This is a genomic window from Spirillospora sp. NPDC047418 (assembly GCF_040643275.1).
GTDB lineage: Bacteria > Actinomycetota > Actinomycetes > Streptosporangiales > Streptosporangiaceae > Spirillospora.
In genome coordinates, this window is record NZ_JBEYTW010000071.1 from 1 (window position 1) to 21,752 (window position 21,752).

25 protein-coding genes are annotated in these 21,752 nt (G+C 73.2%); 17 read left to right on the forward strand and 8 right to left on the reverse strand.

Annotation, left to right across the window (positions count from 1 at the left end):
- A partial coding sequence (locus ABZ806_RS32560; protein WP_500221283.1) for a DUF6086 family protein occupies positions 1 to 477 on the forward strand: 477 nt, incomplete at its 5' end.
- A gap of 100 nt (positions 478 to 577) precedes the next feature.
- On the opposite strand, the gene ABZ806_RS32565 is transcribed toward ABZ806_RS32560, so the two are convergent.
- Positions 578 to 820, reverse strand: coding sequence for a DUF397 domain-containing protein (locus ABZ806_RS32565; protein WP_500221284.1), 243 nt, complete (start codon positions 818 to 820; stop codon positions 578 to 580).
- The gene (locus tag ABZ806_RS32570; protein ID WP_500221285.1) at positions 807 to 1,676 is read right to left on the reverse strand and encodes a helix-turn-helix domain-containing protein; all 870 of its coding nucleotides are present in this window, start codon (positions 1,674 to 1,676) and stop codon (positions 807 to 809) included. Before ABZ806_RS32570 ends, ABZ806_RS32565 begins: the two co-directional genes overlap by 14 nt.
- 183 nt (positions 1,677 to 1,859) lie before the next feature.
- Here ABZ806_RS32570 and ABZ806_RS32575 point away from each other — a divergent pair, with 183 nt between their 5' ends.
- The 3 genes from ABZ806_RS32575 to ABZ806_RS32585 all read left to right on the forward strand — a co-directional run bounded on the left by ABZ806_RS32575 (position 1,860) and on the right by ABZ806_RS32585 (position 3,519).
- The gene (locus tag ABZ806_RS32575; protein ID WP_500221286.1) at positions 1,860 to 2,177 is read left to right on the forward strand and encodes a hypothetical protein; all 318 of its coding nucleotides are present in this window, start codon (positions 1,860 to 1,862) and stop codon (positions 2,175 to 2,177) included.
- Positions 2,174 to 2,581 (forward strand): ATP-binding protein, encoded by a 408-nt coding sequence (locus ABZ806_RS32580; protein ID WP_500221287.1) that lies wholly within the window; start codon positions 2,174 to 2,176, stop codon positions 2,579 to 2,581. Before ABZ806_RS32575 ends, ABZ806_RS32580 begins: the two co-directional genes overlap by 4 nt.
- Positions 2,582 to 2,649: 68 nt before the next feature.
- Positions 2,650 to 3,519 carry an alpha/beta hydrolase gene (locus tag ABZ806_RS32585; RefSeq protein WP_500221288.1) on the forward strand — a complete coding sequence of 290 codons (870 nt, stop codon included), beginning with the start codon at positions 2,650 to 2,652 and terminating at the stop codon, positions 3,517 to 3,519.
- Here ABZ806_RS32585 and ABZ806_RS32590 read toward each other — a convergent pair.
- On the reverse strand, positions 3,509 to 4,435 hold the full coding sequence (locus ABZ806_RS32590) for a LysR substrate-binding domain-containing protein (protein ID WP_500221289.1): 927 nt from the start codon (positions 4,433 to 4,435) through the stop codon (positions 3,509 to 3,511). The genes ABZ806_RS32585 and ABZ806_RS32590 overlap by 11 nt on opposite strands.
- Before the next feature lie 107 nt (positions 4,436 to 4,542).
- On the opposite strand from ABZ806_RS32590, the gene ABZ806_RS32595 reads away from it, so the two are divergent.
- The 8 genes from ABZ806_RS32595 (at position 4,543) to ABZ806_RS32630 (ending at position 11,271) form a co-directional block, all read left to right on the forward strand.
- A complete protein-coding gene (locus ABZ806_RS32595) occupies positions 4,543 to 5,979 on the forward strand; it encodes a 2-hydroxymuconic semialdehyde dehydrogenase (protein ID WP_500221290.1) in 1,437 nt (478 codons plus the stop codon).
- 11 nt (positions 5,980 to 5,990) lie between these two features.
- Positions 5,991 to 6,776: a 2-keto-4-pentenoate hydratase gene (locus ABZ806_RS32600; protein WP_500221291.1), complete on the forward strand. Its 786-nt coding sequence runs from the start codon at positions 5,991 to 5,993 to the stop codon at positions 6,774 to 6,776.
- On the forward strand, positions 6,776 to 7,519 hold the full coding sequence (locus ABZ806_RS32605) for a 2-keto-4-pentenoate hydratase (RefSeq protein ID WP_500221292.1): 744 nt from the start codon (positions 6,776 to 6,778) through the stop codon (positions 7,517 to 7,519). The genes ABZ806_RS32600 and ABZ806_RS32605 overlap by 1 nt, the downstream gene beginning before the upstream one ends.
- Positions 7,519 to 7,953 (forward strand): RidA family protein, encoded by a 435-nt coding sequence (locus tag ABZ806_RS32610; protein ID WP_500221293.1) that lies wholly within the window; start codon positions 7,519 to 7,521, stop codon positions 7,951 to 7,953. Before ABZ806_RS32605 ends, ABZ806_RS32610 begins: the two co-directional genes overlap by 1 nt.
- Positions 7,950 to 8,522, forward strand: a complete 573-nt coding sequence (locus ABZ806_RS32615; protein WP_500221294.1) for a 3-hydroxyanthranilate 3,4-dioxygenase — start codon at positions 7,950 to 7,952, stop codon at positions 8,520 to 8,522. Before ABZ806_RS32610 ends, ABZ806_RS32615 begins: the two co-directional genes overlap by 4 nt.
- A gap of 1 nt (position 8,523) precedes the next feature.
- A complete protein-coding gene (locus ABZ806_RS32620; protein WP_500221295.1) occupies positions 8,524 to 9,582 on the forward strand; it encodes an amidohydrolase family protein in 1,059 nt (352 codons plus the stop codon).
- Positions 9,579 to 10,874 (forward strand): kynureninase, encoded by a 1,296-nt coding sequence (gene kynU, locus ABZ806_RS32625; protein WP_500221296.1) that lies wholly within the window; start codon positions 9,579 to 9,581, stop codon positions 10,872 to 10,874. The genes ABZ806_RS32620 and kynU overlap by 4 nt, the downstream gene beginning before the upstream one ends.
- Before the next feature lie 193 nt (positions 10,875 to 11,067).
- A complete protein-coding gene (locus tag ABZ806_RS32630) occupies positions 11,068 to 11,271 on the forward strand; it encodes a cold-shock protein (RefSeq protein WP_067639228.1) in 204 nt (67 codons plus the stop codon).
- Positions 11,272 to 11,367: 96 nt separating this feature from the next.
- Here the strand turns inward: ABZ806_RS32630 and ABZ806_RS32635 are convergent, their stop codons facing one another.
- Complete coding sequence (locus ABZ806_RS32635) at positions 11,368 to 12,546, reverse strand: MFS transporter (protein ID WP_500221297.1); 1,179 nt, start codon at positions 12,544 to 12,546, stop codon at positions 11,368 to 11,370.
- Positions 12,547 to 12,619: 73 nt separating this feature from the next.
- On the opposite strand from ABZ806_RS32635, the gene ABZ806_RS32640 reads away from it, so the two are divergent.
- Positions 12,620 to 13,639, forward strand: a complete 1,020-nt coding sequence (locus tag ABZ806_RS32640; RefSeq protein ID WP_500221298.1) for an ROK family transcriptional regulator — start codon at positions 12,620 to 12,622, stop codon at positions 13,637 to 13,639.
- A 15-nt stretch (positions 13,640 to 13,654) separates the two neighbouring features.
- Here the strand turns inward: ABZ806_RS32640 and ABZ806_RS32645 are convergent, their stop codons facing one another.
- Together ABZ806_RS32645 and ABZ806_RS32650 are read right to left on the reverse strand one after the other, a co-directional pair.
- Positions 13,655 to 14,317, reverse strand: coding sequence for a TetR/AcrR family transcriptional regulator (locus tag ABZ806_RS32645; protein WP_500221299.1), 663 nt, complete (start codon positions 14,315 to 14,317; stop codon positions 13,655 to 13,657).
- Positions 14,314 to 15,537 (reverse strand): acyl-CoA dehydrogenase family protein, encoded by a 1,224-nt coding sequence (locus ABZ806_RS32650; RefSeq protein WP_500221300.1) that lies wholly within the window; start codon positions 15,535 to 15,537, stop codon positions 14,314 to 14,316. Before ABZ806_RS32650 ends, ABZ806_RS32645 begins: the two co-directional genes overlap by 4 nt.
- Before the next feature lie 46 nt (positions 15,538 to 15,583).
- Here ABZ806_RS32650 and ABZ806_RS32655 point away from each other — a divergent pair, with 46 nt between their 5' ends.
- Positions 15,584 to 16,330 (forward strand): SDR family oxidoreductase, encoded by a 747-nt coding sequence (locus tag ABZ806_RS32655; protein WP_500221301.1) that lies wholly within the window; start codon positions 15,584 to 15,586, stop codon positions 16,328 to 16,330.
- A 30-nt stretch (positions 16,331 to 16,360) separates the two neighbouring features.
- Entirely contained in the window at positions 16,361 to 17,317 is a 957-nt protein-coding gene (locus ABZ806_RS32660) for a quinone oxidoreductase family protein (RefSeq protein WP_500221302.1), read from the forward strand.
- Here the strand turns inward: ABZ806_RS32660 and ABZ806_RS32665 are convergent.
- Both ABZ806_RS32665 and ABZ806_RS32670 read right to left on the reverse strand, forming a co-directional pair.
- Positions 17,314 to 17,988, reverse strand: coding sequence for a response regulator (locus ABZ806_RS32665; RefSeq protein ID WP_500221303.1), 675 nt, complete (start codon positions 17,986 to 17,988; stop codon positions 17,314 to 17,316). The genes ABZ806_RS32660 and ABZ806_RS32665 overlap by 4 nt on opposite strands.
- A gap of 23 nt (positions 17,989 to 18,011) precedes the next feature.
- Complete coding sequence (locus ABZ806_RS32670; RefSeq protein WP_500221304.1) at positions 18,012 to 19,265, reverse strand: sensor histidine kinase; 1,254 nt, start codon at positions 19,263 to 19,265, stop codon at positions 18,012 to 18,014.
- A 168-nt stretch (positions 19,266 to 19,433) separates the two neighbouring features.
- On the opposite strand from ABZ806_RS32670, the gene ABZ806_RS32675 reads away from it, so the two are divergent.
- Positions 19,434 to 20,063, forward strand: a complete 630-nt coding sequence (locus ABZ806_RS32675) for a class I SAM-dependent methyltransferase (protein ID WP_500221305.1) — start codon at positions 19,434 to 19,436, stop codon at positions 20,061 to 20,063.
- Positions 20,064 to 20,115: 52 nt separating this feature from the next.
- On the forward strand, positions 20,116 to 21,594 hold the full coding sequence (locus ABZ806_RS32680; protein ID WP_500221306.1) for a sugar porter family MFS transporter: 1,479 nt from the start codon (positions 20,116 to 20,118) through the stop codon (positions 21,592 to 21,594).
- Positions 21,595 to 21,752: the final 158 nt, after the last annotated feature.

A 21,752-nucleotide genomic window follows, 5' to 3' on the forward strand; every position in this document is an offset into this window, starting at 1 on the left:
TGTGGCGACGGCGTCACCAAGCCCGCGCCCGCTGGTTCCACCAGCGAGCCCGAATCAGCCGACCATGACAAGATCACGATCTCGGACTGCCGTACAAGGAGGACGATGAGCCAGTACTTCCAGATAGGCCAACGCGTCCTCTGGAATCCCGCCACGGGCGTCGCGCAAGTCTTCCTGCGCGCGGCGGAATCATTCGCCACGCTCACAGACCTCCCCTCAGGTCTCGGCCCGATGCAAGCGGACGAGTGCGAGATCGACATCGAGGTCTTCAGCACGTTCGTCGACGCCCTGATCCGCCGATACGCGCGCTCGAACCACGTGATCCTCCGGTCCCTCATGGAGGGATTCACCGCGACCGCCATCGTCCTGGTCAACCGCGGCGGTGGTCGCCTACCAGCGCTGGAAACCCCGAACGACCCGGCCATCACCGCACTGACCGACCTCAGCCGACACCACGACCGCGCAATGGTCACCTGAGACAACCACGAAGCCCTCGGCGAACGCCGTCCACGAACCCCATGGCGACAGTGGCAGTTTCCAGTAGTCGGCGAAGACGTTCCGTATAGGAGCGCGTAGCTCAGGGGAGGTCGAACCGGCCGTCTCGAACCTCACCCACGAACGCCGCCCACGTGCCCAAGCCCAACGTAAGCTGCTCGGCGCCGGGGTCCTTGCTGTCCCTGACTCCTATTCCTCCGCAGATGGATGTGACTTCGACACACTCGCCGTTCTGGCCACTACGAGCACTCTTGCGCCATGCGGCAGAGATCGCGTCCGAGTTGCCCATCGCGCACATCCTTGTCATTGCCTCAGGTGATCGCATCCGCTACGCGGTTAATCAATGCTACCGAGTCGTCAGGATGTAGGGCAGCCGCGAGTAGATGGTCAAATGCAAGCATATATGCCTCAACGTCACTTGCGCGCTCCAGGTAGATTCCATCTGGGATGGTTTCGAGGTACACCACGTTCGGATCGGTCGGTTCGGCAAAGCCGAGGATGACGAACGGACCGGTGGCGCCGGCGTGGGCGCCGCACTTGAACGGAACGATCTGGATGGTCGTCTTCCCTTGTTCCGACATCGTGACCAGGTGCGCAAGTTGCTCCCGCATGATCGCCGTACTGCCAACCGTGCGATGGAGCGCGGCTTCGTCCAAGACCACCCAGAGGCGTGGACGGTCCGGCTGAGAGAGGATCTGCTGTCGTGCTATGCGCACATGCACTCTGCGGTCGATCTCGTCAGGTTCCAGTTCCTGAGGGCCACCGCGGATCACCGCGCGGGCGTAATCAGGGGTCTGGAGGAAGCCCGGCACCACGAGGGGTTGGAACGCGCGGATGACTGCGGCACCGGATTCCAGACCGATGTAGACCTCATATGGATCAGGGAGGACGTCGCGGAAGGAGTGCCACCAGCCGGGCCGGCGGGCCTCGCGGGCGAGTTGGATGAGCCCCTCCTTCTGGGGGCCCGTGACGCCGTAGAGGTCCAGTAGTTCGCGGACGCTGCGGGGCTGCGGCCTGGTGCGGCCGGTCTCGATGCGGAACAAGGTCGAGTTCGCCCACTCCAGGCGGCGCGTCACCTCGTCGCGGGTGAGGCCGGCGGACTCGCGGCGCCTCGTCAGCTCCAGCGCGAGGCGGCGGGCGCGGAGGAGCGGGCTGTGGCTCCGGTCTTGCTTGCCTGACACGTGGTTCTCCCTCTGTGAGCCGGATTTCACATGCAGTATTGCGCAGAGCATGTACGTAGTGCATTCTTGCGGACACAGAGTGCCACTGCCTGAAGGCATGGCGCAGGAGAACAGAGAGAGCGGCCCCGGTCGGTGCAGCCACACCGAGACCCGGGGCCTCGCCCGACTGAAAGGAGTCGGACTGTGGGCAATCTACCGAAGTCCCCGGAAGGGGCGGCGCTCGGCGGGCCGGAGCGGGACGGGGTGACGCTGGAGCGGTTTCGGGTTCTCGTGCGGCTCATGTGGGCTCTGCGGGAGGTCGGGCAGGGGTCCGTTCTCTACCTCGACGCCACGGCGGAGCCCGTGCTCTCGGTTCCCCTGGCCGCACGGCGGCGGTCGCTGGCGGTGCTCGGCGTCCAGGAGCGGGACGGGCGGTGGGCCTATCTGTGGGACGCGGCCTGCAAGGTCCCGGCCGAGTCGGTGCGGCTGGCCGCTCGGCGGATCGCGGGGGTGGCGTCGTGATCGTCTGGGAGCGGAGGGACGCTCGGCTGTCGTCCAGTGAGGGGCTCGGCGTCCGAGACATTCGTGCTTACGTGCGGCAGGTGTTGGAAGGGGTTGAGCACTCGTTCGACCTGGGCGACGTCGACCTGATGGTGTGCGAGATCGCCACTAACGCCGTCCGCCACACCCACAGCGGGCTGCCCGGCGGCGGGGTGCGGGTGTCGGTGTTGGTCTCGGCCGCGCGGCTGCATGTGGAGGTCCAGGACGAGGGCGGTGCGCATGCGCGGCCCATCGTGCCGCCCCAGCGGGACGGGCTGAGCGAGTCCGGGCGCGGGCTCATGATCGTTGACGGGCTCGCCGACCGGTGGGGGATCGTCGACGGCAAGGACGGGGTCTCCGTGTGGTTCGAGGTGGCGCGTGGATAGCAGAGTGGTGATAGCCGCCGGGTGAATCGGTATTTGTCCGGCGGCGCGGGGGGGAGGAGGGTGGGGGCGTGAGCGATGCGGACGAGTGGCCGGGCAGCGGGCTGAGCGATGAAGAACTGGACGTCGCCTACAACGTGCGGCGAAAGGCGGGGCATGACCTGCTTGAACGGCACCTCGTGCGGTACCGGGAGGAGTCCGCGCGGGCCGTCGAGGGGCTGCCGGGGCATCGCGGGGTCGTCTTCGACGAGGTGAGCGGCGAGCGGCTGGACGTGTGGGGAGTGGACGAGCGCGGGCTCAGGCCCGCGTTCGTCTTCTTCCACGGCGGCTACTGGTTCGCGCTGTCGAAGGAGGAGTCGTCGTTCATGGCGCGGGCTCTTCACGAGCAGGGCATCGCGACGGTGGTGCCCGACTACACGCTCGCGCCGAAGGCCACGCTGGAAGAGATCGTCCGGCAGGCGCGGGCCTCGATCGCGTGGATTCACCGGCACGGGCGCGAGTATGGGCTCGACCCTGAGCGCATTGTGGTCGGCGGCAGTTCGGCGGGCGGGCATCTCACCGCGATGACGATGGTCGGCGGCTGGCAGGACGAGTTCGGGGTTCCGGAGGACGTCGTCAAGGCCGCGATGCCGATCAGCGGGCTGTTCGACATCCGGCCGGTCACCCGTATCTACGTGAACGACTACGTGAAGCTGGATCTGGAGAGGGCGGCGGCGTTGAGCCCCGCCCTGCAACCGGCCGAGCACAAGTGCCCGGTGGTTCTCGTGGTCGCGGAGAACGACGGCGACGGGTTCGTGGCGCAGTCGCGGACGTTCCAGCCGATGTGGGACGGCTCTGAGCTGATGGTCGTGCCCGACCGGGACCACTTCGACGTCGTCCTCGATCTGGGCGATGCCGGGTCGGCGGTCGGCAAGGCGCTGGCAGGGCTGATCAGGCCGTGAGCGCGGCCGCCTCGTGCTGGAGGTGGTCGAGCATCAGGCGGGCCGAGGGCGTCGGCGCCCGGTGTGCGGGCAGCGTCACGCCGACCTGGCGGCGGACGGTCTCCAGCGGGATCGGCAGCGGCGCAATGTCGGCGTCCGTGCGGGCGACCAGTTCGGGGAGCGCGGCGATCATGTCGGTGTCGCGGACGAGCGTCCGGACGGTCAGTACCGACGTGCATTCGACCAGGTTGTCGGGCAGCGTGAGGCCCGACGCGCGGAACACCTGCTCCAACTCGGTGCGCAGCGCCGTCTGCTCCAGCGGCAGCACCCACGGGTAGGCCAGCAGGTCGGCGAGGCCGAGGTCCGGCAGGGTGCGGGCCGGGTGGTTCCGGCGGGCGACCAGGAGCACCGGCTCGCCGTAGAGGGTGATCTGGCGGAGGCCGCGCAGGTCGTCGATCGGGTTGAGGCGGCCGAGGATCAGGTCGATCTCGCCGTCCAGCAGGCGCGGCACCTGGGCGTCGAACGTCGCCTCCTGGACGATCACGGTGATGCCCGGCCGGTCCTTCTTCAGCGCGGCGATCGCGCGGGGGAGCAGGACGTTCGACCCGGCCAGGAGCGTGCCGATGGTGACCGTGCCGACCTCCCCGTCCGCCAGGCCCGTGATGCGCTCGCCGGCGCGACGCAGTTCGGCCAGCACGGCGCGGGCGTGCTCGATGAACGCGTCCCCGAACAGGGTCGGTGTCACGCCGCGCGGGCCGCGGGTGAACAGGTCGACGCCGAGGAGGTTCTCCACCTCGCGCAGGCTGCGGGTGACGGCCGGCTGCGCCAGATGCAGGTGCTCGGCGGCCCGCAGGACGCTGCCGTGGTCGGCGATGGCGACGACGAGCACCAGGTGCCGGAGCTTCAGCCGTCCGTTGAGCAGGTCGATCGCGCGCATGCCGCCTTACTATCACGAGTTCGTGATAGCTCACTGGTCGATTGGTATTTGCCAGGCATAGCTCGCGGGGCAGAGGATCGGACTGTCGAGCTGCGCTGGAGGAACGGATGAAGGCTGAGCACTACGTCGGCGGCGTCTTCCGTGCGGACGGTGCCTCGTTCCCGCTCATCGACCCCGCGAACGGTGCTGAGCTGGGCACCGTCCCCGAGGCCGCGCGGGAGACCGTGGACGACGCCGTGGCGGCGGCGCGGGCGGCGCTGAAGGGCGAGTGGGGCGCGGCCGGTGCCGAGGAGCGGGCCGCCGCGATGCGGCGCATCGCGGACGGCATCCAGGCCCGGTTCGAGGAGTTCGTCGAGGCGGAGGTCGCGGACACCGGCCGGCCCCGGGCGTTCGCCGAGACCGTCGACGTGCCGCGCGCGGCCGGCAACTTCCGCGCCTACGCCGACCTGCTGTACGGCCGCCCCGAGCGTGCCTACACGACGCGCATCCCGGGATGGAGCACGGGGACGGGCGAGGCGCTCAACTACACCGTCCGTCGGCCGCTCGGCGTGGTGGCGATCATCTCGCCGTGGAACCTCCCGCTGCTGCTGTCGACCTGGAAGATCGCCCCTGCGCTGGCGTGCGGGAACACCATCGTGGTCAAGCCGTCGGAGGAGACGCCGTCCACCGCCACCCTGCTCGCACGGGTCATCGACGAGGCCGGGGTGCCGGACGGGGTGTTCAACCTGGTGCACGGGCACGGCGCGGGCGCGGCCGGGGAGTTCCTCACCGAACACCCGGGGGTGGACGCGATCGCGTTCACCGGCGAGTCCGCCACCGGCAGCGCGATCATGCGCAGCGCCGCCGAGCACGTGACGCCCGTGTCGTTCGAGCTGGGCGGCAAGAACCCCGCGCTGGTCTTCGCCGACGCGGACCTCGGCGCCGCCGTGGACGGCACGGTCCGCTCGTCCTTCACCCACTCCGGGCAGATCTGCCTCTGCACCGAGCGCGTCTACGTGGAGCGGCCCGTCTTCGACGAGTTCGTCGAGAGGCTGGCCGCGCGGGCGAAGGAACTCGACGGCTACGGTCCGATGATCTCGGCCGAGCATCGCGACAAGGTGCTCTCCTACTACCGGCTCGCCGAAGAGGAAGGCGCCACGGTCGTCGCCGGCGGCGGCGCCCCGGCCTTCGGCGACGCCAGGGACGGCGGCTTCTACGTCGAGCCCACCGTCCTCACCGGGCTTCCCGAGACCGCACGCACGGTCAAGGAGGAGATCTTCGGGCCCGTCTGCCACGTCGCCCCGTTCGACACCGAGGACGAGGCCGTCGACCTCGCCAACGACAGCCCCTACGGCCTCGCGTCCACGATCTGGACGACGAACCTGTCGCGGGCTCACCGGGTGGCGCCCCGCATTGAGACGGGCATCGTCTGGGTGAACTGCTGGAACCTGCGCGACCTGCGCACCCCGTTCGGCGGTGTCAAAGCGTCCGGGATCGGCCGGGAAGGGGGAGAGTACTCCATGGACTTCTTCTCCGAACCCGTCAACGTCTGCATCCAGATCTGAGAGCGAGCCCAGTGACAACCACCATCGACCAGGCCGCCGAACGGCTCCTCGGCGCCTACGCGAGCGGCACGCCGTGCGCGCCCGTCCGCGACCTGATCACGACGGCGGACGACGCCTACGCCGTCCAGGACAGGCTCACCGAGCGCTGGCTCGGCGAGGGCCGCCGCCTCGCCGGCCGGAAGATCGGCCTGACCTCGAAGGCCGTCCAGCGGCAGATCGGCGTCGACAGCCCCGACTTCGGGATGCTGTTCGCCGACATGGCCGTCCCGGACGGCGAGGAGATCCCCGCCGGCACCGTCCTGCAGCCGCGCGCCGAGGCCGAGGTCGCGCTCGTCCTGGAGCACGACCTGACCCACGAGCGGCACACCGCCGCCGACGTCATCCGCGCGACCGCGTTCGCGCTGCCCGCGATCGAGGTGGTCGGCAGCCGCGTCCGCGACTGGGACATCACGCTCGCCGACACCGTCGCCGACAACGCCTCGTCCGGCATGTACGCACTGGGCAACCGCCCCGTCCTGCTGAAGGACGTCGACCTGCGCCTGTGCGGGATGGTCATGGAGCGGCGCGGCGAGCAGGTCTCCACCGGCAACGGCGCCGCCTGTCTCGGCCACCCGCTGAACGCGGCGCTGTGGCTCGCCGACACGCTGGTCCGCGTCGGCCGCCCGCTGCGGGCCGGCGACACCGTGCTGACCGGTGCGCTCGGGCCGGTGGTCCCGGCCGCGCCCGGCGACGTGTTCGAGGCCCGTATCGACGGGCTCGGCGACGTCCGCGTCGCCTTCGGCAAGGAGGAGGGCTGATGGTGGACGTCCACGCCCTCGCGGCGACGCTGGACGACGCCGCCCGCGACGTCCGGGCGGTCCCGAAGCTGACCGGCACGGCGCCCTTCGACGTGCCCGCCGCCTACGCGGTGCAGCGGGCCGGGATCGAGCGCCGCCGGCGCCGCGGCGAGCGGGTCGCCGGGGTGAAGATGGGCTTCACCAGCCGCGCCAAGATGGTGCAGATGGGCGTCGACGACGTCATCTGGGGCCTGCTCACCGACCGGATGCTCGCCGAGTCGTCCGTGGACGTGTCGCGCCTCATCCACCCGCGCGTCGAGCCCGAGATCGCCTACCTGATCGGACGGGAGGTCCGGTCGCCCGCCGAGGTCGAGTCGGCCGTCGCGGGCGTCGCGGTCGGGTTCGAGGTGCTCGACTCCCGCTTCCAGGACTTCAAGTTCACCCTCCCGGACGTGATCGCCGACAACGCCTCCGCGGCGCGGTTCGGCTACGGGGCGTGGCACAAACCGCGCGACCTGTCGAACGTCGGGCTGCTGCTGGAGATCGACGGGCGCCCCGTGCAGGCGGGCTCGTCCGCCGCGATCCTCGGCGACCCGGCGCGGTCGCTGCGGGCGGCGGCGCGGCTCGCGCTCGGCGCCGGGATGAAGCTCGAACCGGGATGGATCGTCCTCGCCGGCGCCGCGACCGCCGCCGTCCCGCTGCCGGAGGACGCGCACGTCCGCGTCACCGGCGCCGGCCTCGGCAGCGTGGAGGTGACGACGTGATGGGCGACGCGTTCCTCGTGGACGGCAAGGCCACGCCGCGCGGACGGTTCCCCCACCTGAAGCGGGCCGGCGACTTCGTGTTCGTGTCCGGGACGAGCTCCCGCCGCCCCGACGGGACGTTCGTCGGCGCGAGCGCCGACCCGATGGGCGTCACCGACCTCGACATCCGCGCGCAGACCCGCGCCGTCATCGAGAACGTCCGCGACCTCCTCGGCGCCGCCGGCGGAGACCTGTCGGACGTCGTCAACGTCACCGCCTACCTGGTGAGCATGAACGACTTCGGCGGCTACAACGAGGTCTACGGCGAGTACTTCGACGAGACCGGCCCGGCGCGCACGACCGTCGCCGTCCACCAGCTCCCGCACCCGCACCTGCTCATCGAGATCTCGTGCGTCGCCCACATCCCCCGCAACGGCAAGGAGGCCGGAGCATGACACTCCCGCAGCTGTCGCACGGACGGCCGTTCAACTTCGAAGCCTGGATCGACGAGCACCGCGACCTGCTGAAGCCGCCGGTCGGCAACGTCCAGGTGTTCGACGACGCCGGGCTGATCATCATGGTCGTCGGCGGCCCCAACCAGCGCACCGACTTCCACGACGACCCGACCGAGGAGTTCTTCTACCAGCTCAAGGGCAACATGGTGCTGCGCGTCATGGAGGAGGAGGGCCGCCCGCCGGTGGACGTGCAGATCAACGAGGGCGACGTGTTCCTGCTGCCGCCGCACGTCCGGCACTCGCCGCAGCGGCCCGAGGCCGGGTCGATCGGCCTCGTCGTGGAGATCCCGCGGCCGGAGGGGTTGACGGAGGCGTTCGAGTGGTACTGCACCGAGTGCCACCACCTCGTCCACCGCGCCGAACTCCAGGTCGCCTCGATCGTCGACGACCTGCCGCCCGTCTTCGAGGGCTTCTACGGCGGCGACCGCAAGTGCGCGAACTGCGGGGCCGTCCACCCGGGCAGGACCTGGCCGCAGACCATGACCCCGACCACCGCGCCCCGGGTCTGACATGACCGTCTTCGATGTCCACGCCCATGTCTTCCCGCAGCTCGGCCGTGACGAGGGCCGCCTGCTCGCCGACGAGGGGCAGCCGTGGCTGCGCGTCGACGGCGGCGGCACCGGCATGATGATGTGCGGGGACGAGGAGTACCGGCCGGTCGGCGAGGCGCTCTGGGACCCGGCCCGCCGCGTCGCCGACATGGACGCGGCGGGCGTGGACGTCCAGGCCGTCTCGTCCACCCCGCTGATGTTCGGGTACGCCGCCGAGCCGTCCCGCGCCGCCGACTGGTGCGACCTCGTCAACGAGCGCATCCTCGCCTTCTGCGCGCACGCACCGGACCGGCTGCTGCCGCTCTGCCAGGTCCCGCTCCAAGACCCGTCGCTCGCCTGCCGGGTCGCGACGCGCGCGAAGGCGGCCGGGCACCGCGGCGTCCACATCGGCAACCACGTCGGCGACCGCGACCTCCACGACGACGGCATCACCGTGTTCCTCGCGCACTGCGCGACGATCGGCCTCCCCGTGCTGGCCCACCCGTGGGACATGCTCGGCGCCGACCGGATGCGCGGCCACATGCTGCCGTGGCTGTCCGGGATGCCCGCCGAGACGCAGCTGAGCATCCTCGGGCTGATGCTGTCCGGCGCGTTCGAGCGCATCCCCGCGTCGCTGCGGCTGTGCTTCTGCCACGGCGGCGGCTCCTTCGCGTTCCTGCTCGGGCGGGCCGACAACGCCTGGCACCGCCGCGACATCGTCCGCGCCGACTCGCCGCGCCCGCCGTCGGAGTACACCGACCGGTTCCACGTCGACTCGGCCGTGTTCGACCCGCGCGCCCTCCGCCTCCTCGTGGACGTGATGGGCCCCGAGCGGGTCATGCTCGGCACCGACTACCCGTTCCCGCTCGGCGAGCTGGAGCCGGGCGCGACGATCCGGGCCTGCCCCGGGCTGGACGACGCGGACCGCTCCCGGCTGCTCGGCGGCAACGCCGAGGCGTTCTTCGCCCCCGCCCGGGCCCGCGCGCACGCGCACGACCCCGCTCACGACCTCGTGACCACCGAAGGAATGACCCAGTGACCAGTGCGGCGGACAGGGAAGGCGCGGGCAGGGAAGGCGCGGACAGGGAGGACGAGGCGCGGCGGCTGGACGGGAGCGACCCGCTGCCCGCGCTGCGCGGCGAGTTCCACATCCCGCCCGCGCCCGGCGGGGCGTACGCGGAGGCCGCGTACTTCGCCGGCAACTCGCTCGGCCTCCAGCCGCGCGGCGTCGCGGACCGGCTCCGCGAGGAGCTGGACGACTGGGCGCGGCTGGCCGTCGAAGGGCACACGCGGGCGCGCCGGCCGTGGGTCGACTACCACGAGCTGCTCCGCGAGCCCGCGGCCCGGCTCGTCGGCGCGCGGCCCCACGAGGTCGTCGCGATGAACTCGCTGACCGTCAACCTGCACCTGATGATGGCGAGCTTCTACCGGCCGTCCGGGGACCGCACCCGCATCGTGATCGAGGACGCGGCGTTCCCGTCGGACTCCTACGCGGTCGCCAGCCAGGCCGTCCACCACGGGCTCGACCCGGCGGCGGCGGTCGTGCGGCTGACGCCCCGCCCCGGCGAGGACAACCTGCGCACCGAGGACGTCCTCGGCTTCCTCGAACGCGAGGGCGGCACGGTCGCGCTCGTCCTGCTCGGCGGCGTCAACTACCTGACCGGCCAGCTCATGGACATGCCCGCGATCACCAAGGCGGGCCGCGCCGCCGGCGCCGTCGTCGGCTGGGACCTCGCGCACGCCGCCGGGAACGTCCCGCTGCGCCTGCACGACTGGGACGTGGACTTCGCCGCCTGGTGCACCTACAAGTACCTGAACTCCGGTCCGGGCGCGGTCGCGGGCTGCTTCGTCCACGAGCGGCACGTCCGGGACGCGTCCGTGCCGAAGCTGTCGGGCTGGTGGGGGACCGAGCCCGCCGTCCGGTTCCGGATGGACCCCGACATCACGGCGCCCGCGTCCGCCGACGCCTGGCAGCTGTCCAACCCGCCCATCATGGCGCTCGCGCCCGTCCTCGCCTCCCTGGAGATCTTCGACCGGGTCGGGATGGACGCGCTGCGCGCCAGGAGCGAGCGCCTCACCGGCTACCTGGCGTCCCGGCTCGCCCCGATCGGCGGTGCGGAGATCATCACACCGGCGGACCCGGCGGCGCGCGGCACCCAGCTGTCGCTGCGCGTCGCGGACGCCGGCGGGCTCGTCCGGAGCCTCGCCGAGGCCCACGGCGTGGTCGCCGACGCGCGCGAACCCGATGTCGTCCGGCTCGCCCCCGTGCCGCTGTACTGCACGTTCCACGACTGCCACCGCGCGGCGGCGGCCCTGGCGGATCTTGTTTAGGTGTGTCGGTGCATGAGGCGGCCCGGCATCGGGTAGGTTCGGGTGCGTTGCACGATGGCGACCGGCCCGGCCGGCCGGCCGCCAGGCAGTCTCGAAACGTTTTCTCCGGGCGACCGGCGGGCGTGAGATGAGTCCGCTGCAGCCCGGTCCGCCGCCCGGCGGCCCGGTGAGTTCTACCCGGAAGGGGAACACCATGGCCGAAGGCACCGTGAAGTGGTTCAACGCCGAAAAGGGCTTCGGGTTCATCGCTCCCGACGGCGGCGGCCCGGACGTGTTCGTCCACTACTCGGCGATCACCACCAACGGCTACCGCAGCCTGGACGAGAACCAGCGCGTCGGCTTCGAGATCACCCAGGGCCAGAAGGGCCCGCAGGCCGAGGGCGTCTACCCGCTCTGAGGCACTGCCGCTGATCTAGACCCGTGAGAGGCCGGGGACGCTCGCCGTCCCCGGCCTTTCGCATGCCCGCGCCCCGGCCGGACCGGTCGGGTACGGCTAGCGCAGCGCCTTCGCCGCCGGGTCGGGCGCGGCCGGGCCCGGCCCGCCCGGTCCGCGCGGGCGCAGCGCGCCGGCCGACAGCGTCATCACCGCCACCACGCACGTGATCATCGCGAACGCGGCCCGGTAGGACAGCGCGCCCGCCGTCCAGCCGGTCACCGCGGGCGCGGTCAGCCCGGACAGGTAGGTGATCGTCGCGACGCCCGCCACGCCCTCGCCGGGCGTCGCGCCGAGGCCGGCCGCCGCCGCGAACACCAGCGGGACGACGGTGGCGATGCCGATGCCGACCAGCGCGAACCCGGCGATCGCGGCCCACGGCGCGCGGGCGGCCACCACCATGACCCCGCCGGCCACGGCGACCGAGCCGCCGCACCGGGTGACCGCCGCCGGGCCGAACCGCCGCACGATCCGGTCGCCGGCCAGCCGGGTGACCGCCATGCACGACATGAAGACCGTGAACGCGGCGGCGGCGAGGCCGGGGCCCGCGTCCGTCACCTCGGTGAGGTAGACGGCGGACCAGTCGGCGCTCGCGCCCTCGGCGAACGTCCCGCAGAACCCGACCGCGCCGATCGCCGCGACGGCCCGCGTCGGCAGCGCGAACCGGCGCGGCGCGGGGACGCCCTCCGCCGGCCGGTCCGCGAGCAGCCCGCGCCCGGCGGCCAGGCCCGCCGCCAGCAGGACGAGCGCGACCACCCCGAGGTGCAGCCGGGCGTCGATCCGGGCGTGCGCGGCGGCGATGCCGGCGCCGCCCGCGGCGAGGCTGCCGACGCACCACAGGCCGTGCAGCCCCGACATGACCGGGCGGCGCACGGCCCGCTCCACCGCGACGCCGTGCGCGTTCATGACGACGTCCGACATTCCGGCGGTCGCGCCGAACAGCAGCATCGCCGGGAACAGCCAGCCGGGCGCGGGCGCGAGCGCGGGCAGGGCGAGCGCCGCGCACCAGGCCGCGATCAGCAGCCGGACGGTGCGGCGCTCGCCGATCCGGTGCGCCGCGCGGCTCGCGGTCGGCATCGCGGTGAACGCGCCGATGGACGGGCACAGCAGGGCCAGCCCGAGCACCGTGGGGGAGAGGTCGAGGCGGTCCTGGATCCACGGCAGGCGGGTGGCGAGCGTGCCCGCCACGGCCCCGTGGACGGCGAAGACCGCGCCGATGGCCCGGTGGGGAGAGGTCATGGACCGAGAAACTAACAGGAAGGCTTCCTGATGAAAAGCGAATCAGGCAGGAACCCTGACTAATATGTGGCCCGTGAAGACCGCCGACCCCACGATGGCCCGCGCGATCAACGACCGGCTCGCGCTCGACCTGCTGCTCGACCGCGGCCCGCTGACCGCCCCGCAGCTGCGGACGCTGACCGGGCTGTCCCGGCCGACCGTGTCCGACCTGATCGAGCGGCTGCGGGCGGCCGGGCTGGTCGAGGTGGCGGGGGAGACCGGCGCCGACCGGCGGGGCCCGAACGCCCGCCTCTACGGCCTCGTCGCCGGCCGCGCCCACATCGCCGGGGTGGACCTGCGCCGCGACGCCGTCCACGTCGCCGTCGCCGACATCGCCGGGAACGAGACCGGCACCGCGACCCGGCCGCTGCCGCCCGCCCCCGACCTGGCCGCGCTCATCGCCGCGGCGGTCGCGGAGGCGGCGGACGGCCGCGCCCCGCACACCGTCGTGCTCGGCACTCCCGGGCCCGTCGACCCGCGCACCGGCCTGGTGACCGACAGCGGCGTCCCCGGCGGGCGCCCCGACCTCGGCGAGGCGCTCCAGCGGCGCCTCGGCGCGCCGGTGCGGCTGGAGAACGAGGTCAACCTCGGCGCGATCGCCGAGCACCGGGAGGGCGCCGCCGCGGGCCGCGCCGACTTCGCCCTGCTGTGGCTGGACGACGGCATCGGCGGCGCGGTCGTGCTGGACGGCCGGCTGCGCCGCGGCGCGTCCGGCGGCGCCGGCGAGGTGGGGCTGCTGAAGTTCGGCGGCACCGACTTCTGCCACCTGCTGGACCGGGCCGCCGTGGCCGGCCTCACCGACGAGCAGGTGGCCGGGTGGATCGCCGAGGCCGCCTTCGCGCTCGTCGCCGTCCTCGACCCCGGGCTCGTCGTGCTCGGCGGCGGGCTCGGCCGCACGGGCGGCGACCGGCTCGCCGGGCTGGTCGCCGACCGGCTCGGCGCCCTCGGCCCGGCCCCCACCGACGTGCGGGCGAGCCGCGTCGAGGGCGACGCCGTGCTGCGCGGCGCGGTGCTGACCGCCCTCGACGTCGTCCGCGACGCCGTGTTCGGTTGACACGCCGTTCGGGAGTCAGGGCTCCCGGGGCAGGCGCTCGCCCGCGCGGAGGCGGTCGAGGCCGAGCCAGATGAACTCCACGGCCATCTGCTCGGCGCGCTCCCGCGCGGTGTCGGGATGCTCCAGCCACCACGACACCATCGACAGCATCGACCCGTACATCAGCGGCACGAGCAGCCGGGCGCGGCGCTCGTTGACCTCCAGCGCGGCCGGGGACAGCGCCGGGTCGGCGCGGCGGCGGCGCAGCAGCAGGTCGGCGAACGCGGTGCCGAGCCGGTCGCGCAGCTCCCGCAGCTCAAGCCCCACCTCCGGCTTGTCCAGATGCCGGACGACCAGCGCCCACGCGTCCGGCTCCTCGGTGGCGTAGTCGAACAGCACCCGGATCATCGCCCGGATGCCGTCCGCCGACCCGTGCGCGGCCCGCACGGCCTCGTTCAGCCGGCCGGTGAGCTCGGCGACGATCGCCTCGGTCACCTCGGCGAACAGCTCCTCCTTGGACCCGAAATGCTGGTAGAGCAGCGCCTTGGACACCTGCGCCGCCGCCGCCACGTGCTCCATCTGCGTCAGGTGGTAGCCGCGGCGGCCGAACTCCCCGAGCGCGACCTGCAGCAGCTGCTCGCGCCGCCGGGCGTACGGCATCCGCCGCCGTACGCCCGCCTCCCCCGTGTCACCGGTCATGCGCCGAGGTACGCGCCCAGCTCGGCGCGGGCCACGGAGCGCACGTGCACCTCGTCCGGGCCGTCGGCCAGGCGCAGCGTGCGCAGCCCCGCCCACATCGCGGCGAGCGGCGTGTCGTCGCTGACGCCGGCGCCGCCGTGCACCTGGATCGCCCGGTCCACGACCTGCAGCGCGACGCGCGGCGCGATCACCTTGATCGCCGCGACCTCGGACCGGGCCGCCTGCACGCCGTGCCTGTCGATCAGCCAGGCCGTCTTGAGGGTGAGCAGCCGGGCCTGCTCGATCGCCATCCGCGACTCGGCGATCTGCTCGCGCACCACGCCCTGCTTGGCGAGCGGGCCGCCGAACGCGACGCGCGACACCGCGCGCTCGCACATCAGCTCCAGTGCCCGCTCGGCCATCCCGATCGCGCGCATGCAGTGGTGGATGCGGCCGGGGCCGAGGCGGGCCTGCGCGATCGCGAAGCCGCCGCCCTCCTCGCCGACGAGGTTCTCCACCGGGACGCGCACGTCGGTGAAGGTGATCTCGCAGTGGCCGTGCTGGTCCTGGTACCCGAACACGGGCAGCGCCCGGACGACCTCCACGCCGGGCGTGTCGAAGGGCACCAGGACCATCGACTGCTGCCGGTACGGGTGGCCCTCCGGGTCGGTCTTGCCCATCAGGATCATGATCTTGCAGCGGGGGTCGGCGGCGCCGCTCGTCCACCACTTGCGGCCGTTGACGACGTAGTGGTCGCCGTCCCGCTCGATGCGGGTGGCGATGTTGGTGGCGTCGGAGCTCGCGACGTCCGGCTCCGTCATCGCGAACGCGCTGCGGATCTCGCCGTCCAGCAGCGGGCGCAGCCACGTCTCCTTCTGCTCGGGCGTGCCGAACAGGTGCAGCACCTCCATGTTGCCGGTGTCGGGCGCCGCGCAGTTGGTCGCCTCCGGCGCGAGGTTGGGGGAGCGCCCCGTCAGCTCGGCCAGGGACGCGTAGTCGGTGACCGACAGGCCGTGCGCCGGGTCCTCGCTGCCGGGGAGGAACAGATTCCACAGGCCGCGCTTGCGGGCCTCCACCTTGAGGTCCTCGACGACCTGGGGGACGTGGTGCTCGCGCCCCGCCGCGGCCAGTTCCGCCCGCTGGGCCGCGTAGACCGGCTCCGCCGGGTAGACGTGGGAGTCCATGAATTCCTGGAGGCGACCGAAGTACTCGCCGCCCCGCTCGCTCAAACCGAAGTCCATTCCGCTAGAGTAACTGACGAGTCAGTTACTTTGGGAGGGAGTCCCCATGGCAGCCTTCGACGGCACCGGCAAGGTCGCGCTGATCACGGGCGGATCCAACGGGATCGGGGCCGCGGTGGCGCGCCGGCTCGCCGGCGCGGGCGCCCGGGTCGTGCTCGCCGACGTCGACGCCGCGGCGGGGGACGCGCTCGCGGAGGAGCTGGACGGCGCGTTCGTCCGCTGCGACGTGCGCGAGCCCGCCGACAGCGAGGCCGCCGTCCAAGTCGCCGTCGAGCGCTTCGGCGGCCTGGACGTGGCCTTCCTCAACGCGGGCGTCGCCGGCGGCGGGGGAGTGGGCGACGACTTCGACCTCGCCGCCTACCGGCGGGCCATGGGCATCAACCTCGACGGCGTCGTGTTCGGCGCGCACGCCGCGCTGCCCGCGCTGCGCGCCCGCGGCGGCGGCGACATCGTCTGCACCGCCAGCATGGCGGGCCTCACCGCGACGCCGTTCGACCCCGTCTACGGCGCCAACAAGGCGGCCGTCGTCGGCCTCGTCCGCGCGCTCGGCCCGACACTCGCCGAGGAGGGCGTCCGGGTGAACGCCCTGTGCCCCTCGTTCGCCGACACCGACATCCTCACCCCGCTGAAGGGGCATCTCCAGGAGACCGGCTTCCCGATCCTGGACGTGGCCGACGTCGTCGAGGCGTTCATGGGCATCCTGGAGGCCGACGGCGCGGGCGAGGCCTGGTACGTCGTGCCGGGCCGGCCGTCCGGGCCCTTCACGTTCCGCGGCGTCCCCGGCCCCCGCTGAGCCGCCCGCCCGAGACACGACAGGAGAGACATGCGCGCGATCCAGATCACCGAGTTCGGCGGGCCCGAGGTCCTGACCGTCACCGAGCTTCCCGAGCCGACCGCCGGCCCCGGGCACCTGCTCGTGGACGTCTCGCGGGCCGGCGTCAACTACGCCGACACCCACCAGGCCGAGAACAGCTACCTGTCGGCGTCCACGCTGCCGATGGTGCCCGGCGGCGAGGTCGTCGGCACCACCGCGGACGGCCGCCGCGTCGTCGCGCTCGTCGGCACCGGCGGCTACGCCGAGAAGGCCGTCGCGCCCGAGGCGCTGGCCTGGGACGTCCCCGACGCGATCGACGACGTCACCGCGCTCGGCATGATCGTCCAGGGCGCGTCCGCGTGGGTGCTGCTGCGCCGCAGCGTCCACCTCGCGCCGGGCGAGTCCGTCGTCGTGCACGCCGCCGCCGGCGGGGTCGGCACGCTCGCCGTCCAGCTCGCCAAGGCGTGGGGCGCCGGGCGGGTCATCGCGACCGCCTCGTCCAAGGAGAAGCGCGACCTCGCCCTCGACCTCGGCGCCGACGTCGCGATCGACGCGAACGAGCCCGACCTGAAGGACGCGCTGATCGAGGCCAACGGCGGCCGGCGCGTCGACACCGTCCTGGAGATGACGGGCGGCACGGTCACCGACCAGAGCCTGCGCGCCCTCGCCCCGTTCGGGCGCCTCGCCTTCTACGGCATGGCGTCGCGCAAGGAGCCCTCGCCCGTCCGGCCGGCCACGCTGATGGCGCACTCCGCCACGATCTCCGGCATGTGGCTGGCGCACGTCTTCCAGCTTCCCGGCGACGTGATGCGCACCGCGCTGGACGAGCTGTTCGGCCTCGCCGCCGGCGGCGGGCTGCGCGTCGTCGGCGGCGGCGAGTACGGGCTGAGCGAGGCCAGGCGGGCGCACGAGGACATGCGGGCGCGCCGCACCAGCGGCAAGCTCGTGCTCGACCCGTCCCGCTAGCCGACGAGCCCGTTCTCGTAGGCGTACACGACGGCCTGGGTGCGGTCGCGCAGCGCGAGCTTGGTCAGCACGTGCCCGACGTGCGTCTTGATCGTCTGCTCGGCCAGCACCAGCTCGGCGGCGATCTCGGCGTTGGACAGGCCGCGCGCGATGAGCCGCAGCACGTCCAGCTCGCGCGGCGTCAGCCCCGCCGTCGCCTGCGGGCTCGGCCGCTGGTGCCGGCGCCGCCGCGCGAAGTCGCCGATCAGCCGCCGGGTGATGGACGGGGCGAGCAGCGCGTCGCCCCCCGCGACGATCCGCACCCCGCTCACCAGGTCGGCCGCCGAGGCGTCCTTGAGCAGGAACCCGCTGGCGCCCGCGCCGAGCGCCTCGTAGACGTACTCGTCCAGGTCGAACGTGGTGAGCACGAGCACCTTCGGCCGCGCCCCCGCCGGGTCGGCGTCCGCGGCGGGCTCGCCGACCAGCTCGGCGGTGGCGGCGAGCCCGTCCATCTCCGGCATCCGGATGTCCATCACGATCACGTCCGGGTCGAGCCGGCGGCCCATCTCCACGGCCTCGCGGCCGTTGCCCGCCTGCCCCACCACCTCGATCTCCGGATCGGAGGACAGCAGCGCCGCGAGCCCGTCGCGGATCATCACCTGGTCGTCGGCGATCAGCACCCGAATCGTCACGACGCCACCCTACGGCGGGACGGTCAGTCCGCGTCCCCGTAGGGCAGTTCGGCCGCGACCGACCAGCCGGCGCCGCCCCCCGGGCCCGCCTCCAGGCTGCCGCCCAGCATGGTGACGCGCTCGCGCATCCCGACCAGGCCGTGGCCGCCGCCCGGCGACTCCTCCGGAGCGCTGCGGGCGCCGTCGTCGGTGACCGACACCACCAGCGCCTCCGTTCCGTACTTCACCTCGACGTGGACGCGTGAGCCCGGCGCGTACCGGGACGCGTTGCTGAGCGACTCCTGCACGATCCGGTACGCCGACAGGTCCACCCCCGCGTTCAGCGGGCGCGGCATGCCGACCACGACGGTCGCCACCGACAGCCCGGAGCGGCGCGCGGCGGCGACCAGGTCGTCCAGCCGGTCCAGGCCGGGCTGCGGGGCGCGCTCGGCCCCCTCGTCCTCCGTGCGCAGCAGGCCCACGACGCGGCGGGTCTCGGTGAGCGCCTCGCGCGCCGCGTCCCGCACCACCCCGAACGTCTGCCGGGCGGAGTCCGGCAGATCCGGGATCTTGTAGGGGGCGGCCTCCGCCTGCATCGCGATCACCGACATGTGGTGCGCGACCACGTCGTGCAGCTCGCGGGCGATGCGGGCGCGCTCCTCCAGCACCGCCTGCCGGGCCAGGTCCTGCCGGTGCTGCTCCTCGCGGCGGCGCAGCTCCTCCACCGCGGAGTGCCGGCCGCCGACCGCGTCGCCGAACGTCAGCGCGACCCCGGCGACCCCCGCGAGGATCATCGCGAACCAGCCCGGCATGCCGAACAGCACGGCGGGCACCAGCACCCCCACCACGGTCACCGCGCCGACGCCGACGGTGGTCTGCCGGTCCGAGCCGACGCCGGTGAAGAACAGGATGACGACCAGCGCCAGGATCGCGGTGACCGGCCACGGCATGAAGCCCGTGCCGTGCCGGACGAACACCGTGAGCAGCAGGCCGAAGGCCGCGACCCGCCAGGCGGCCAGCGGCCACCGGGCCGCGAAGATCAGCGGTGTCGCCTGCAGCACCCCGAGCGGCCAGGCCAGCCCGACGCGCACGTGGTACTGCACGATCGCGATCGCGATCGAGCCGGCGGTGAAGCCGATCGTCAGCGCGGCGAGCACCACCAGGATCGGCACGCGCAGCCGCAGGCGGCCGGGCAGCAGGGTCACCGGCGGGCCGTCCCCGCCGTGCAGCAGGGCGGAGCGGACGCCGGCCATCAGCCGGGTGCGGTCGGCGGGCGCGGAGCGGTCTGGATCGTTCATTTGACTTGGAGCCTAGAACCCGCGAGGCGGTGGCGGCCTGACCCGCGGGAGGGAGATGCGGCCCGGCCCTGGAGTATCACCCCCGGGCGGCGCCCCCGGCGAGGCGATCCTGCGGCGCGCGGGCACGGCGATCTTGCGGCGCGCGGGGCGGCGGCGGAGACTGCGGGCATGAGCGACCTGAGCCATCCGATCTTCGCCCGGCTCTACCCGCGGCTGGACGCCGGCTGCGCCAGGGCGGGCGGGGACGCGCACCGCGCCGAGCTGCTCGCCGGCGCGTCCGGCCGCGTGCTTGAGGTCGGCGCGGGCCACGGGGCCAACTTCCCGCACTACCCGCCCGAGGTCACCGAGGTCGTCGCGGTCGAACCCGAGCCGCGGCTGCGCGCCAGGGCCGGCCGCGCCGCCGGCCGCGCGCCCGTCCCCGTCACGGTCCGCCCCGGCGTCGCCGAGGACCTCGACCTGGACGACGCGTCGTTCGACGTCGCGGTCGCCTCGCTCGTGCTGTGCTCGGTGCGCGACCCGGTCCGCGCCCTGGCCGAGCTGAGGCGCGTCCTCAGGCCGGGCGGCGAGCTGCGCTACTACGAGCACGTCCGGGGGGACGCGCCCGGGAAGGCGCGGTTCCAGCGGTACGCCGACGTGGTGTGGCCGTTCCTCGCCGCCGGCTGCCACGTGTCCCGGCCCACGCCCGACTGGATCGCCGGATCGGGCTTCACGGTGCGGACCGAGCGCCGGTTCGAGTTCCCCGCCGGGCGCGGCAACCCCGCCTCGCCGCACGTCCTCGGCGTCGCCGTCCGCGACTGAGCGGCGTTCGAAACCCGGCATAAGGTCCGTCTCGCGGGGAAGATCAGGGCCCATGACGACCTCGGGCAGCCAGCCGCGACCATCGGACGGCCGGGAGCCGGACGGCGGCGAGCGGGACGGTGCCGCGCACGCCACGGCCACCGCCGTGCTGCTCGCCGGGGCCGCCGCCCTCGGCGGCTTCCTGTTCGGCTACGACTCCTCGGTGATCAACGGGGCCGTCGACGCGATCAAGGCGGAGTTCGGGCTGAGCGGCTTCACCGTCGGCCTCGTGGTGTCGTCGGCGCTGCTCGGCTGCGCCGTCGGCGCCTGGTTCGCCGGGCCGATCGGCGACCGGATCGGCCGCGTGCGGGTGATGCTCATCGCGTCGGCGCTGTTCGTGATCAGCTCGGTCGGCTCGGCGCTGGCCTTCAACGCCGCCGACCTGACCGCCTGGCGGCTGGTCGGCGGCCTCGCCATCGGCGCCGCGTCCGTGATCGCGCCCGCCTACATCGCCGAGATCGCGCCCGCGAGCCTGCGCGGCCGGCTCGGCTCCCTGCAGCAGATGGCGATCGTCCTCGGCATCTTCGCCGCGCTCGTCATCGACTACGTCATCGCCCGGGTGTCCGACGGCGGCGCGTCCGGGACGTTCCCCTGGGGCGGGGACGCCTGGCGCTGGATGTTCGCCAGCGCCACCGTGCCCGCGCTCCTGTACGGGGTGATCGCCCTGACGATCCCCGAGTCGCCGCGCTACCTGGTCAAGAAGCGCAGGACGGCCGAGGCCCGGCGGGTGCTGGCGCGGGTCATGGGCCACGGCGACGTGGACACCAAGATCAGGGAGATCGTCCGGTCGATCGCCGAGGACCGGCCGGTCCGGCTCGGCGACCTGCGCGGGAACCGGCTCGGCCTGCTGCCGATCGTCTGGGTCGGCATCCTGCTGTCGGTCTTCCAGCAGTTCGTCGGCATCAACGTGATCTTCTACTACTCGTCCTCGCTGTGGCAGGCGGTCGGGTTCTCCGAGAACGACGCGATGCTCACCTCGGTGATCAACTCGGTGGTGAACGTGGCGTTCACACTGGTCGCCATCGCGCTCGTCGACCGGATCGGGCGCCGCCCGCTGCTGCTCGCCGGCGCCGCCGGCATGGCCGTCTCCCTCGGCACCCTGACCGTCTGCTTCGCCACCGCGCCCGTGGTGGACGGCGAGCCGCACCTCGGCGGCGTCGCCGGGCCCGTCGCGCTCGTCGCCGCCAACGTCTTCGTCGCCTCGTTCGCCGCGACCTGGGGGCCGGTCGTCTGGGTGATGCTGGGCGAGATGTTCAACAACTTCATCCGCGCCTCCGCCCTCGCGGTCGCCGCCGCCGCGCAGTGGATCGCCAACTGGGTGATCACCACGACGTTCCCCGGTATCTCCGGGTTCTCGCTCGGCCTCGCCTACGGCATCTACACGCTGTTCTCCATCCTGGCCCTGCTGTTCGTGCTGCGCGCCGTCCCGGAGACCAAGGGCCGCGAGCTGGAGGACATGGACCAGCTCACCGGGCCGAGAGCGCGCGCGTGACCCCGCCGGACGGCATGTGCCGCCGCCGGACGGCGTGTGCGGTCGCGCCCCGTCGGTTACAGTGGAGGCATGCCGCACGTGTCCGTAGAGACGACGACGCCGGGTCACTCCCGGCGCGACGGCGGCATGTCCTGACATTGCACGCGGAAGGGCCCCGG

What these genes read in the sequence shown, in the direction of transcription:
- ABZ806_RS32565 (WP_500221284.1), bottom strand. Translation starts at nt 820, where the DNA reads ATGCGATCACCTGAGGCAATGACAAGGATGTGCGCGATGGGCAACTCG.
- ABZ806_RS32590 (WP_500221289.1), bottom strand. Translation starts at nt 4,435, where the DNA reads ATGCGCGCGATCGACCTGCTCAACGGACGGCTGAAGCTCCGGCACCTG.
- ABZ806_RS32595 (WP_500221290.1), top strand. Translation starts at nt 4,543, where the DNA reads ATGAAGGCTGAGCACTACGTCGGCGGCGTCTTCCGTGCGGACGGTGCC.
- ABZ806_RS32605 (WP_500221292.1), top strand. Translation starts at nt 6,776, where the DNA reads ATGGTGGACGTCCACGCCCTCGCGGCGACGCTGGACGACGCCGCCCGC.
- ABZ806_RS32610 (WP_500221293.1), top strand. Translation starts at nt 7,519, where the DNA reads ATGGGCGACGCGTTCCTCGTGGACGGCAAGGCCACGCCGCGCGGACGG.
- ABZ806_RS32615 (WP_500221294.1), top strand. Translation starts at nt 7,950, where the DNA reads ATGACACTCCCGCAGCTGTCGCACGGACGGCCGTTCAACTTCGAAGCC.
- ABZ806_RS32620 (WP_500221295.1), top strand. Translation starts at nt 8,524, where the DNA reads ATGACCGTCTTCGATGTCCACGCCCATGTCTTCCCGCAGCTCGGCCGT.
- ABZ806_RS32630 (WP_067639228.1), top strand. Translation starts at nt 11,068, where the DNA reads ATGGCCGAAGGCACCGTGAAGTGGTTCAACGCCGAAAAGGGCTTCGGG.
- ABZ806_RS32635 (WP_500221297.1), bottom strand. Translation starts at nt 12,546, where the DNA reads ATGACCTCTCCCCACCGGGCCATCGGCGCGGTCTTCGCCGTCCACGGG.
- ABZ806_RS32645 (WP_500221299.1), bottom strand. Translation starts at nt 14,317, where the DNA reads ATGACCGGTGACACGGGGGAGGCGGGCGTACGGCGGCGGATGCCGTAC.
- ABZ806_RS32650 (WP_500221300.1), bottom strand. Translation starts at nt 15,537, where the DNA reads ATGGACTTCGGTTTGAGCGAGCGGGGCGGCGAGTACTTCGGTCGCCTC.
- ABZ806_RS32655 (WP_500221301.1), top strand. Translation starts at nt 15,584, where the DNA reads ATGGCAGCCTTCGACGGCACCGGCAAGGTCGCGCTGATCACGGGCGGA.
- ABZ806_RS32660 (WP_500221302.1), top strand. Translation starts at nt 16,361, where the DNA reads ATGCGCGCGATCCAGATCACCGAGTTCGGCGGGCCCGAGGTCCTGACC.
- ABZ806_RS32670 (WP_500221304.1), bottom strand. Translation starts at nt 19,265, where the DNA reads ATGAACGATCCAGACCGCTCCGCGCCCGCCGACCGCACCCGGCTGATG.
- ABZ806_RS32675 (WP_500221305.1), top strand. Translation starts at nt 19,434, where the DNA reads ATGAGCGACCTGAGCCATCCGATCTTCGCCCGGCTCTACCCGCGGCTG.
- ABZ806_RS32680 (WP_500221306.1), top strand. Translation starts at nt 20,116, where the DNA reads ATGACGACCTCGGGCAGCCAGCCGCGACCATCGGACGGCCGGGAGCCG.